Consider the following 13214-nt stretch of genomic DNA (forward strand, 5'->3'; position numbering starts at 1 on the left):
CAAGTAACAAGTTGCCTGCATCATAGCAAACTACTGTATTTAGCCACTCTTTAACCCTTCCTGAATGATTTAAGCATTGCATGCTTTATTTGATGGCGTTATGACATGCCGTCTCCTAAATCGACACTAAGTTAGCAAATAAAAATAAATTAATACAAATAGCTAACATCAAACTTATTTTTAATATCATAACCACTGCGCCTACTGTGACAGCTCCCATTATCGAGCCGTGACTCCCACCAATCAAAATCAGCCTATACGAGGATAGATTTATCCTCGCTAAAGGTGGACAGTAAATGGTAACAATATAGGCAGGCTGATTTAAGAGATAATGGGGTTCAGATGTCACACCAAGTTAAAAAGCGTGCCGTATTCCCTATTGTGGTAAAAAAATGCTACCTAGCTAGCAAATTTGGGATTAACAGAGCATAAACCAAGCCGTTTAAGATGCGATAGCGACAGACCTATGTTAATATGCTTATGGACAATTGGTCTTACCAATTATAAAGATTTATCAGTAGCCGATAATCAAAGTAAGCGAATATTTGTCATCTTATCGGGTATCAATAGACAGACTTTTGGAGTGACGAGCGCTTCAAAATCCAGTTCCCATCATAGGGCGTCATCATGAAGGGAGCTTTATTTCAGGAATTAGCTATTGGCTTATACTCAGCATTGCTTAACGCTGATCGCCAATAACCTTTTATCTCAACCAGAAGGTATTAGTACGATGACCGACAAAACTGAACTGTTTGCCAACGCATGGGAAGGCTTTACTCCTGGCGATTGGAAATCTGAAGTCAATGTACGTGACTTTATCCAACAAAACTACGCGCCTTTTGAAGGCGACGAGTCCTTCCTCGCCGGTGCCACCGAAGCGACCACAAAATTGTGGGATAAAGTCATGGAAGGCATCAAACAGGAAAACCGTACCCACGCGCCTGTTGATTTCGACACTAAGATGGTTTCAACCATTACTTCCCACGACGCTGGCTACATCAACAAAGAATTAGAAACTATCGTTGGCTTACAAACAGACGCGCCGCTAAAACGCGCTATGTTGCCTAACGGTGGTATTCGTATGGTGGAAAGTTCATGCGCCGCCTACGATCGTGTACTGGATGAAGATGTTAAATACGTTTATTCAGAACTGCGCAAAACCCATAACCAAGGTGTGTTCGATGTTTACACCCCCGAAATTATGGCCTGTCGTAAATCAGGTATTTTAACGGGCTTACCCGATGCTTATGGCCGTGGCCGTATCATTGGTGACTATCGCCGTGTGGCACTTTACGGTATCGATTACCTGATGAAAGATAAGTTTGCCCAATTTAGCTCACTGCAAGCGCAGTTCGAAGCGGGTGAAGAGTTATCTAACGTTATCCAATTACGTGAAGAAATTGCCGAGCAACACCGTGCATTAGGCCAAATGAAGAAAATGGCTGCCAAGTATGGCTTCGATATTTCTCGTCCAGCGACCAATGCACAAGAAGCGATCCAATGGACTTACTTCGGCTATTTAGCTGCAGTGAAGAGCCAAAACGGCGCTGCCATGTCATTAGGTCGTACCTCTTCATTCCTCGACATCTATATTGAACGTGATCTAAAAAATGGCACCTTAACTGAGCAACAAGCTCAGGAAATGGTTGACCATTTTGTGATGAAATTGCGTATGGTGCGTTTCCTACGTACCCCTGAATACGACGAATTGTTCTCAGGCGACCCAATTTGGGCAACGGAGTCAATCGGAGGTATGGGCTTAGATGGCCGTACGTTAGTGACGAAATCAAGCTTCCGTTTCTTGAACACCCTTTACACTATGGGTCCAAGTCCAGAGCCAAACATCACAGTATTATGGTCAGATAAACTGCCAATCGGTTTCAAAAAATATTGCGCCAAAGTGTCTATCGACACGAGCTCAATCCAATACGAAAACGATGACTTAATGCGTCCAGATTTCCAATCAGACGACTATGCAATCGCCTGTTGTGTGAGCCCTATGGTTGTGGGTAAACACATGCAGTTCTTCGGTGCTCGCGCTAACTTAGCGAAAACCATGCTGTATGCGATTAACGGCGGCGTAGACGAAAAACTGAAAATCCAAATTGCCCCTAAAGCAGACATGATCACAGACGAAGTGCTCAACTTTGATGATGTGATGAATCGCTTAGACGGTTTAATGGATTGGTTAGCGACTCAATATGTCACTGCACTGAACTCAATCCACTACATGCACGATAAGTACTCTTACGAAGCCGCGCTTATGGCGCTGCACGACAGAGACGTACGTCGCACTATGGCTTGTGGTATTGCGGGTTTATCTATCGCAGCCGACTCACTGTCTGCCATCAAATTCGCCACCGTAAAACCGGTTCGTGATGAAAATGGCATTGCAGTTGATTTCGAAATCAGCGGTGACTATCCAAAATTTGGTAACAACGACCCACGTGTTGATGATATCGCCTGTGACTTAGTTGAACGTTTTATGGCGAAAATTCGTGACCGTAAAATGTATCGCAATGCGATCCCAACGCAGTCAATTCTGACCATCACCTCAAACGTGGTTTATGGTAAGAAAACCGGTAACACACCCGATGGTCGTCGTTCAGGTGCGCCATTTGCACCGGGTGCAAACCCTATGCATGGCCGTGATGAAAAAGGCGCAATCGCTTCTTTAACCTCAGTGGCAAAACTCCCATTTGCCCACGCTCAAGACGGTATTTCTTATACCTTCTCAATCGTGCCAAATGCGCTGGGTAAAGATGATGATGCTCGCCGTACCAACTTAGCGGCATTGATGGACGGATACTTCGACCACAGTGACAAAAAAGAAGGTGGCCAACACTTGAACGTCAACGTGATGAACCGCGAAATGCTCGAAGATGCCGTTAAGCATCCAGACAAGTATCCACAGCTGACCATCCGAGTTTCTGGCTATGCAGTGCGCTTTAACTCACTGACACCAGAACAGCAACAAGATGTGATCACGCGTACATTCACAAAAGGTCTGTAAGCTAAATTAGTCAAGGCTGTAGTACACTGTGCTACAGCCTCACTTATTTTAACAGGAGTCACAATGGCAGTTATCGGTCGGATCCACTCGGTGGAATCCTTTGGCACAGTAGATGGTCCCGGCATACGGTTTATCACCTTTATGCAGGGCTGTTTAATGCGCTGCCAATATTGCCACAACCGTGACACTTGGGATCTTGATGGCGGAAAAGAAGTTCTGGTCGATGAGTTAATGAGTCAAATCATAAGCTATCGGCCTTTTCTCGATGCTAGCAATGGTGGTGTTACGGCCAGTGGTGGTGAAGCCATTTTACAGGCCGAATTTGTCGCCGAATTATTCACGGCTTGTCAGCAAGAAGGTATTCATACCTGTTTAGATACCAATGGTTTTGTACGTAAGTACACGCCAGTGATTGATGAGTTGCTCAACCACACTGACTTGGTCCTGCTCGACATCAAGCACATGGACGATGAAAAACATATTGAGTTAACCAAAGTCAGCAACCATAGAACACTGCAATTTGCGCAATATTTGGCAGAGCGTAATCAAGCGACGTGGATACGTTATGTCGTAGTGGGCGGATTTACCGACGATGAAGCATCGGCATTACAACTGGCCGAGTTTATCAAGCCCATGAAAAACATTGAAAAGGTAGAGTTACTACCCTATCACGAATTAGGTAAACATAAGTGGGAAGCCATGGGCGAAAGCTATCAACTCGATGGGATATCCCCCCCGAGTCGAGATACCATGGAAAAGATCAAAGCGGTATTTGTCCAACAAGGGATTAACGCGATTTATTAATCCACAGTAATAGAAAAGCCAAAACGGATAACCGCGGCAACGGCCTAAAGTTCTTCCCAATAACTGGCATCTAGACGCTCAAAGGCTATTTTTAAAATCAGTGCCATATCGAGGTAACAGGCCTTAGCGCCTAACGTGTGGCAATTGATACCCATGGATGACAACTTCGCACTCAACTGGTTAATCCAGTCGAACAGCGTTAACGGTAATGGATGGCGAGCTCGCCAGCCTAACCACAGCAGCCCCTGTAACGGCAAGCTGATGAAAAATAAACCGAGAGTGACAGCTTGGGGCAGAAATGCCCAACCGTGAATATACAGCTGGCTCATACTCACAAAAATCGCCAGCACTGGCATCACCAGTATGGCAAGCTGAGTTGCTCGGACGACCCGATACTCAGGAAAATAAAAACCCAGTTGTCTAACCATAGGCCAAGTCTTCATATACTGATGACCATCACCTAAGGTTTTGAGGATCTTAATGCTCAATCTTAGACACCAACTACAATGGAATACTGCTCTTACCATAGCACAATCTGGCGAATCGCCCCAAGACTGATATGGTAAAAACACCGCAGTTCCTCATTATTTTGAATCGTTATATTAAACACAATGGCAAAGGGTTTACACATGTCAAATAAACTGGTTTTAGTTCTCAATTGCGGTAGCTCTTCTCTCAAATTTGCCGTCATTGACGCGCAAACAGGTGACGACCAAATTTCTGGCTTAGCCGAATGTTTTGGTTTAGAAGACTCTCGCATTAAATGGAAAATCAACGGCGAAAAACATGAAGCAGCCTTAGGTGCATTTACGGCTCACCGTGAAGCAGTTGAATACATTGTTAATAAAATTCTTGCGGAACAACCTGAATTAGCAGCAAAAATTCAAGCCGTTGGCCATCGTATCGTTCACGGTGGAGAGAAATTCACTCGCTCAGTGATCATCGATGAGAGCGTGATCAAAGGCATCGAAGACTGTGCTTCATTAGCCCCACTGCACAATCCTGCTCACCTTATCGGCATCCGCGCGGCAATGGCCTCTTTCCCTAAATTGCCACAGGTTGCTGTATTCGATACCGCTTTCCACCAAAGCATGCCAGACAGAGCTTATGTCTACGCCCTGCCTTACAAGTTATACCGTGAACACGGTATTCGTCGTTATGGCATGCATGGCACGAGTCATTTATTCGTTAGCCGTGAAGCGGCAAAAATGCTCAACAAGCCAATTGAAGAAACGAATGTAATCTGTGCTCACTTAGGCAACGGCGCGTCAGTCACCGCCATCAAAGGCGGCAAAAGTGTCGACACTTCTATGGGGTTAACCCCATTAGAAGGTTTAGTGATGGGCACTCGTTGTGGCGATATTGACCCTTCAATCATCTACCACTTAGTTCATCAACTGGGTTACACCTTAGAAGAAGTGAATAACCTGATGAACAAGCAAAGTGGTCTGCTGGGTATTTCCGAGCTGACCAACGATTGCCGTGGCATCGAAGAAGGTTACGCCGAGGGCCATAAAGGCGCGACCTTAGCCTTAGAAATCTTCTGCTACCGCTTAGCCAAGTACATCGCCTCTTACACTGTGCCATTGGGCCGTTTAGATGCAGTCGTCTTCACCGGCGGCATTGGCGAAAACTCAGATTTAATCCGTGAAAAAGTGCTCAACATGCTGGAAATCTTCAATTTCCATGTCGATAGTGAGCGCAACAAAGCGGCGCGTTTCGGTAAAAAAGGTATCATCACCCAAGATAAAGGCACGATTGCCATGGTGATCCCAACGAACGAAGAATGGGTTATCGCCGAAGATTCCATTAAACTTATCAACAAATAAAAAGGCCTAAGCCGTTTGCTCACCCAAACGGCTTTATACCTTACGTAGCCGTACTCACAAGCAAATTTGCAGAAACTATTCTGCCAAAAACCATCGAAACTAGAGGTTTTTATGTCTCGTAATATTATGTTAATCCCCATAGGTACCGGAGTCGGCCTGACCTCCTTAAGCCTTGGGATGGTGCGCGCACTGGAGCGCCACGGGGTTAAGGTTCAGTTCTTTAAGCCTATTTCTCAGCTTCGTCCAAACGATAATGGCCCAGAACGCTCGACCACTATTCTGAGCAAATCGCCAACAGTCAATCCCTTAGAGCCCTTCGACATGGCCCATGCCGAAGCCTTAATTCGCGCAGACCAAATCGACGTCTTAATGGAGCAAATCATCGCCCGTGCGGCCGATTGCGCTAGCAACACAGAGACCTTAATTGTCGAAGGTTTAGTGCCAACACGTAATCATCCCTTCGCCGATGATGTGAACTATGCCATCGCTAAAGCCATGGATGCCGACGTAATTTTTATTGCCACACCAGGCAGTGATACGGCTACAGGGCTAATGAATCGCCTCGAAATCGCCTATAACTCTTGGGGCGGAAAAAAGAACAAACGCCTGATTGGTGCTGTGATCAACAAGATTGGTGCCCCCGTTGACGACGAAGGTCGCGCGCGCCCTGATCTATCTGAAGTCTTTGATCACCAAGGTGTTCAACGCTCAGATGCGGCCAGCATGTTCCAACTGCCGGGTAAGAGCCCACTGCGCATTTTAGGCAGCGTGCCCTACAACCTTGATCTTGTTGCACCTCGTGCGTCGGATTTAGCGAAACATTTAAGTGCACGCATTCTAAATGCTGGTGAAATGCATACCCGCCGCCTGCGTAAAGTAACGTTTTGTGCCCGCAGTATCCCGAACATGGTCACTCATATCAAGACTGACTCCTTGCTTGTAACCTCAGGCGACCGCTCAGATGTGATCGTATCAGCCTGTCTTGCGGCCATGAACGGCGTGAAAATTGGTGCCCTGTTATTAACTGGTAGCTACGAGCCAGAGCCGGAAATCCTTAAGCTGTGTGAACAGGCCTTTGAAACTGGTTTACCTGTGTTCTTGATCGACAGTAACACTTGGCAAACCTCGCTCAACATTCAACGTTTCGACCATGAAGTACCCGTCGATGACGCGGTTCGTATCGATCTGGTGCAGGATTATGTGGCCAGCCACATCGATCAAACGTGGATTGAAAGCGTGACTAAAAACTCGCCCCGTGAGCATCGCCTGTCGCCACCGGCTTTCCGTTACAAACTCACGGAATTGGCGCGCGCCGCCCACAAGACTGTGGTACTGCCAGAAGGTGATGAGCCGCGTACCATTAAAGCGGCGGCTATTTGTGCCGAACGCGGTATTGCTCGCTGTGTACTTTTAGGCAAAAAAGATGAAATCCTGCGTATCGCAGCACAACAAGATGTGGTGCTTGGCGAAGGCGTGATCATTATCGATCCAGAAGAGGTGCGCGACCGTTACGTAGAACCTATGTTGGAACTGCGTCGCAGCAAAGGCTTAACTGAAGTCGTTGCCCGTGAACAGTTAGAAGACAACATGGTGCTCGGCACTATGATGTTGGCGCAAAACGAAGTCGACGGTATCGTTTCTGGTGCGGTTAACACCACAGCCAATACCATTCGCCCACCACTGCAATTGATCAAAACGGCACCGGGCTCAAGCTTAGTTTCATCCATCTTCTTTATGCTGATGCCGGATCAAGTGCTTGTTTACGGTGATTGTGCGATTAACCCAGATCCTAATGCTGAGCAGTTAGCTGATATCGCCATCCAATCGGCAGAATCAGCAAAAGCCTTCGGTATCGAGCCAAGAGTGGCAATGATCAGCTACTCAACTGGCAACTCAGGTACAGGTTCAGATGTGGATAAAGTACGTGAAGCAACCCGTATTGCCAAAGAAAAACGCCCAGATCTGATTATTGATGGTCCATTGCAATACGATGCGGCGGTTATGCCAAACGTTGCACGCTCTAAGGCACCTAATAGCCCTGTCGCTGGTCAAGCTACTGTTTTCGTGTTCCCAGACCTTAATACAGGCAACACGACTTACAAGGCCGTACAGCGAAGCGCAGATCTGATCAGTATTGGTCCTATGCTGCAAGGTATGCGCAAACCTGTGAACGACTTGTCTCGCGGCGCGTTAGTCGATGACATCGTCTACACTATCGCACTAACGGCAATTCAAGCCGCACAGAACGACGCAGCTAAAGGCTAACAGCATTAAATCTGCATAGCGTTACGCACAAAAAAGCACTGGTTATTACCGGTGCTTTTTTTATGCTCAAATTTAGCGTAAACCATACCGTTGATCGCAAGAATCGCTTAATGGATAAGTCGAAATTGCAAAAGATGAAGAAAAAACGAGAAATATCAAATTATGCAGTGTGAATAAGCTCGGCAAATTGCGAAAAATATCCACAAGTAGAAGTGGAACATAATGGAAAGCAGAAAAGCGTCACTTTTTAACCAGCAAATAAAGCAAGACAATATCAGTGGCTTACAAAGTATCACTGAAGTCTTCAACATAGTTTTCCACAGTTTCTGTGGATAACCTTTTTATATGACTCCTAACTATATGCCACACACATGAGGTTTGAGTCAATGCTTTTCACAATAGACAGCGAATCACGACAAGACTTGTACATTACAGCTAAAATCGCGATACTCGGAACAAATTCCAATAACTAAAACTTATGCGAACTCTATTTTTTTTCTCCCTCCTGTTTATCTTCGGTTGTGGCGAGCCCTCAACGCAAGAGCAGCGCCAGTTATCACCGGAAGAAGTGAGCTTAGGCTTTTTTCAAGCGATTTATGTTGATCGTAATGTTGAACAAGCCAAGCAATACGTCGACGATCCCATTAAACAAGTGCTCACCCATTACCACATTGCCGCAGCCGTACAGCGTAATATGCTCGGCCTATCTATGACCAATGTTGAAATGGAAATTGATGATATCGATATCGACTTTTTCCGCAAATTTACCAAAGACGTCATTGTTGTGGTCAAAATGAAAGGTCTTAAAGGTGGTCAACCATGGATTGATGACAGGACCATACGCCTACACAAAATTGGGAGCCAATGGATTATCGTCGAACTTCTGCCTGAAAAGCGCAAAGTTAACGGTTAACCCCCTTTCTTGCCTGCTTTCACCGCGCATACCTTGTCATACAATCATTCTGCTTACTTTCAGCCAAAAAAATAGCAACCTTAGGGTTGCTATTTTTTTGTGCTTGTTCTGTTATTTCCGACTCATAAGTACCGTCAGTTTAATCGTTATCGATTAAGCTTGGATCACTTCTTCTTCGCTTTCAGCAGGTAAAGACGTTAGTACATCGTCTTTCACTTGATAATAAGCATTTTCGTATTCATGAACTTCCATAACAACTCCTGCTTGATTGGGTAAGGTCGCAGAGGCTTGCCATTCTATGCTGACATTTTGCCTATGAGGAAAGGGATACATTCCGTGGGCGGGAGTATAACAAAGCAAAAGCCATAATTACAGAAAACTTTCAGTTTTGTACCACCAGGCCTGGCATTTAAAGCTGGTTATCATTTAAATAGCTCACAATCAGTGATTCGACATGAAAGACTTTCACTTTTTACGAGGATATTGAGGCCATGCTGACGCCATTTCATCATTCGCTTTATACACAAAAGCGATTAACAGAAATCGCTTACATAAAATGAATCTAGGGAATGCCATTAGATGTTCAGGGCAGGCTTTATGGTGAAATTTCTACCCTCAAACACTTAGACCAACATCAAGTAAGTAAAGTGATTGAAACCTATGGGCGATCGCAGCTATCTGAGCGATTAAGCTACTGAAGAATAAGTGCTGTGTAATAAGCGACAGTGTAGAAAGCTAAACACTCAACCTAAGCCGACAAAAAAGGCCAGTTAATACTGGCCAGTTAAGCTAAATCAGGCCTAGGCTTGAGTCGATAAGCGGTAGCGAAGCACCTTAAGTGACTTCTCTTCCGACACATCCATAAAGGCTAGCGGATTGGCTAAGCGCTCTATGTATTCGAGTGCAGGTGCAGCTTCCGCTACCTGTTGACGCAGGAAAGCGGTATCGAGTTCAGGTGCATTTAGACACAGTAATACTTCGCCATTCTCGGCAAGCAACTCAGGTAAACGCCTAATTAAACGCACATAATCCTTAGTCGCGACAAAACTGCCCTTTTGATTGCTCGGTGGATCGGCAACAACAATGTCGTAGGGACCGAGCTTTTTCAGTTTGCCCCAAGATTTAAAAATATCATGGCCTAAAAAACGGGCTCCCGCGCTAAAGCCATTCAGCAAATGGTTCTGCTTACCTATGCCTAATGCGCCTTTGCTCATGTCCATATTCACAACTTCATCGGCCCCCCCTTGTAATGCCGCGACCGAGAAACCACAGGTATAAGCGAACAAATTAAGCACCTTTTTATAACGGGCGTTTGCTCTAACCCACTCACGACCATTAGCCATATCGAGGAAGAGTCCGTGGTTTTGTCCGCGCATTAGGTGCACCTGAAACCGTGCACCATTTTCGCTAACGATATGCGGCTCAGGCACTTCACCTTGCAATAATTGGGTAAACGTCTCCCCCGCACTACGGTATTGGTAGACTAAATTCAATTGGCTATCTGGCCTAATAGCTTGCCAGCGCGCTGCAATCGCCTGTTGGCAGAGGGTTAAATCCGTATCCTCCAAGGGAGTAAAGCTGGTCAGCAATAGCACGGGTGCAAACCAATCTAAACATAGGTGCTCATAACCCACGTAATGCCCACCGCGGCCGTGGAATAACCGCACCGCATCATCACCTAACTCAATTGTCGCTAGCGCTTGTATAAAACTTTGCATCTTCTACTACTTACTCTCAGTTGCACTTGTATTGGCTTCATCGCCATTGGGAATTGCATTTTCCGTGTTACTGGCCAAGAACTTATCTTCGATATCGTCCGATAATAAAATGGCTAACCAATTACCACTCTTACTCGATTCGAGGGCAATTTTAACCACCATAGTCAATGGCACTGACAGCAACATGCCCACAGAACCTAATAACCAGCCCCAGAAAATTAATGATAAAAACACCACTAAGGTCGATAACCCCAGACCGCGCCCCATAAATTTAGGCTCAATGATATTGCCCATCACCATGTTGGCACCCACGTACAAAAGTGCAGTTCCCCCCGCCGCCGCAGGGCCAAGCTGAATAAAGGCCAACAACACCGCTGGAATCGCGGCAATGATAGAACCAATATTGGGAATGTAATTAAACAGGAAAGCAATCACCGCCCATAACATGGCGTAATCCACGCCGATGAAGGTCAATCCCACACCGACGATGATCCCAGTAGCCAAACTCACTAAGGTCTTGATCACCATGTACTGATTCACAGATTGTAAAAAGCGGTCAATCTGCTTTAAGCGCATATCGGGATCGTCCAATGCGAGATGCAATTTCTTTGGCAGCGACTGAGCTTCAAACAGCATAAAGACGATAGTGAGGATGATCAGAAATAAATTCGCCATCACATTGCCGACACCCGATAGCATATTCGTGGTCATAGACAAGGCCATGCCAGGGTCAAAATAGGCTAATACCTGATCCTTCGAAATCTGAATATTTAATGCCTGTAATTTATGGATAATCCACGAAAACTGCTCCACCAGCTGATCGCGATATTGGGGCAATTGTTTAGAAAACTCATTGACAGAACTGCCGACGACCGAGGCTAACCATAGGCCCATCAACACAATAAAACCCATCAAGAGGATCACTGCCAGCCATTTAGGCACACGGAACTTTGTCATCAAACCGATTGCAGGATTACAAATCACCGCAAGAAAACTGGACAGCACAAACGGCACCACAATCGGGCTCGCCGCCTTAATCCCTGCCAAAATAATCACTACAAAGGCCATAACCGCAAAGCCACGATAAGCAGCAGAGGGCGCATTAGGTCGAGTCATTTATTAAAAATCCTTCTTGATCTTAGATAAAATTGTTAGGCTAACCCTTGAACCACTTAACCTCAGAAACTTTAGCTTAAGATAGCCATTTGTCATTATGAAACCAGAAACCGCGATTATACGCATTAAAAACTTAAGACTTCGTACTTTTATTGGCATTAAAGAAGATGAAATCCAAAATCGCCAAGACGTGATCATTAATGTCGTGATCCATTATTGTGCCGAACGTGCCCGCAACAGTGACAATGTCGAGGATGCGCTCAATTACCGCACAATTACCAAAAAGATCATTGAACTGATTGAGAATAACCGTTTCTCATTACTCGAAAATCTCACCAGCCAAACGCTGGCCATCGCCAGTGAGCATCCTTGGGTTGAATTTGCCAGTGTCGAAATCGACAAACCCCATGCACTACGCTTTGCCGATTCAGTCTCGATGGAGTTATGTTATCAAAAATAATCTGGCTAAAAATACTCCGACTAAGTGATCGTTGCACACCGCATTTTGGTATATATCCGCAGAGCTTAACCAATTAAGAGAGGTTCCATGAATATACTGATCACCGGCGCAAGCGGCTTTATTGGTCGCCAATTAGTCGAACGACTGGCGCCATATCATCAACTGACGTTATTAACTCGCTCAGTGCAACAAACACAAAAAGTGCTCGGCAATCAGCACCATTACCTCGAGAGTCTCGATGCGCTAAGCGACTTAAATCACATTGATGCCATCGTAAATCTTGCGGGTGAACCCATAGTCGCTAAACGTTGGAGTAAAAATCAGAAGCAACGCATTTGTGATAGTCGCTGGGATATTACGGCAAGATTAACTCAGCTAATACAACAGAGTAGCACTCCTCCTCAGATCATGGTGAGTGGTTCGGCAGTCGGTTATTACGGGCGGCACGATGATAAATTACTCGATGAGTCTAGTGGTGCCCATGTTGAGTTTAGCCATGACATCTGTCGAAAATGGGAGCAAGAAGCGCTAAATGCAACCTCAGAGCACACACGAGTCTGCATTATCCGTATTGGTATCGTGCTAGGTAAAGGTGGTGCCTTAGAGAAAATGTTACCGCCATTTAAACTCGGACTCGGTGGCCCAATTGGCCATGGACGCCAAGGTATGAGCTGGATCCATGTGCAGGATCTCATTTCCCTTATTAATTTTTTACTCACTCAACAACACTGTAAAGGCATATTTAATGCCACAGCACCCAATCCAGTGAGTAACGCTGTGTTTACCAAAGCGCTCGGAAAAGCACTTAATCGCCCAGCGTTAATCACTACCCCACCGCTTGCATTACGCTTAGCGATGGGCGAAATGTCGGAGCTACTGACAGAAGGGCAATTTGTTTACCCCAAACGTGCCCTCGAAGCGGGTTTTCAGTTTCAATTCAGTGATCTCGATAACGCCTTAACAAACGTGTTAGCCAAATAGGCTAGCACGCTAGAGCCTAAACTCAGCTTAAATATGCTGATAAAATCAGTGGCTAATGCAGGTGGCATCTTAGTACTCAAATCCGCTCAACAACCAGGTATATTGTAACGTCAAT

Annotated in this window: 10 protein-coding genes; 7 read left to right on the forward strand and 3 right to left on the reverse strand. The window is 45.6% G+C overall.

What is annotated here, in order from left to right:
• Window positions 1–730 precede the first annotated feature (730 nt).
• Window positions 731–3013, forward strand: a complete 2283-nt coding sequence (pflB, locus tag L5M10_RS01085; protein WP_219234386.1) for a formate C-acetyltransferase — start codon at window positions 731–733, stop codon at window positions 3011–3013.
• 63 nt (window positions 3014–3076) lie between these two features.
• The gene (gene pflA / locus L5M10_RS01090; protein WP_263254686.1) at window positions 3077–3817 is read left to right on the forward strand and encodes a pyruvate formate lyase 1-activating protein; all 741 of its coding nucleotides are present in this window, start codon (window positions 3077–3079) and stop codon (window positions 3815–3817) included.
• 44 nt (window positions 3818–3861) lie between these two features.
• Here the strand turns inward: pflA and yfbV are convergent, their stop codons facing one another.
• Entirely contained in the window at window positions 3862–4305 is a 444-nt protein-coding gene (yfbV, locus tag L5M10_RS01095; RefSeq protein WP_081729091.1) for a terminus macrodomain insulation protein YfbV, read from the reverse strand.
• Between the two features lie 141 nt (window positions 4306–4446).
• Between yfbV and ackA the strand changes: the two genes are divergently transcribed.
• From ackA to L5M10_RS01110, 3 genes are all read left to right on the forward strand, one after another.
• Window positions 4447–5646, forward strand: coding sequence for an acetate kinase (gene ackA / locus L5M10_RS01100; protein WP_105252134.1), 1200 nt, complete (start codon window positions 4447–4449; stop codon window positions 5644–5646).
• Window positions 5647–5757: 111 nt separating this feature from the next.
• Window positions 5758–7911, forward strand: coding sequence for a phosphate acetyltransferase (gene pta / locus L5M10_RS01105; protein ID WP_028760976.1), 2154 nt, complete (start codon window positions 5758–5760; stop codon window positions 7909–7911).
• Window positions 7912–8389: 478 nt separating this feature from the next.
• Window positions 8390–8824 carry a hypothetical protein gene (locus L5M10_RS01110; protein ID WP_263254687.1) on the forward strand — a complete coding sequence of 145 codons (435 nt, stop codon included), beginning with the start codon at window positions 8390–8392 and terminating at the stop codon, window positions 8822–8824.
• Window positions 8825–9624: 800 nt separating this feature from the next.
• Here L5M10_RS01110 and L5M10_RS01115 read toward each other — a convergent pair.
• Window positions 9625–10542: a class I SAM-dependent methyltransferase gene (locus L5M10_RS01115; RefSeq protein WP_263139010.1), complete on the reverse strand. Its 918-nt coding sequence runs from the start codon at window positions 10540–10542 to the stop codon at window positions 9625–9627.
• 6 nt (window positions 10543–10548) lie between these two features.
• Window positions 10549–11658, reverse strand: coding sequence for an AI-2E family transporter (locus L5M10_RS01120; RefSeq protein ID WP_219234382.1), 1110 nt, complete (start codon window positions 11656–11658; stop codon window positions 10549–10551).
• A 97-nt stretch (window positions 11659–11755) separates the two neighbouring features.
• Between L5M10_RS01120 and folX the strand changes: the two genes are divergently transcribed.
• Both folX and L5M10_RS01130 read left to right on the forward strand, forming a co-directional pair.
• Window positions 11756–12118: a dihydroneopterin triphosphate 2'-epimerase gene (gene folX, locus L5M10_RS01125; protein ID WP_006082167.1), complete on the forward strand. Its 363-nt coding sequence runs from the start codon at window positions 11756–11758 to the stop codon at window positions 12116–12118.
• Between the two features lie 87 nt (window positions 12119–12205).
• Window positions 12206–13099, forward strand: a complete 894-nt coding sequence (locus tag L5M10_RS01130; RefSeq protein WP_263254688.1) for a TIGR01777 family oxidoreductase — start codon at window positions 12206–12208, stop codon at window positions 13097–13099.
• Window positions 13100–13214 lie beyond the last annotated feature (115 nt).

It is taken from the genome of Shewanella sp. SM32 (assembly GCF_025654235.1).
GTDB classification, from domain to species: Bacteria; Pseudomonadota; Gammaproteobacteria; order Enterobacterales; family Shewanellaceae; genus Shewanella; species Shewanella oncorhynchi.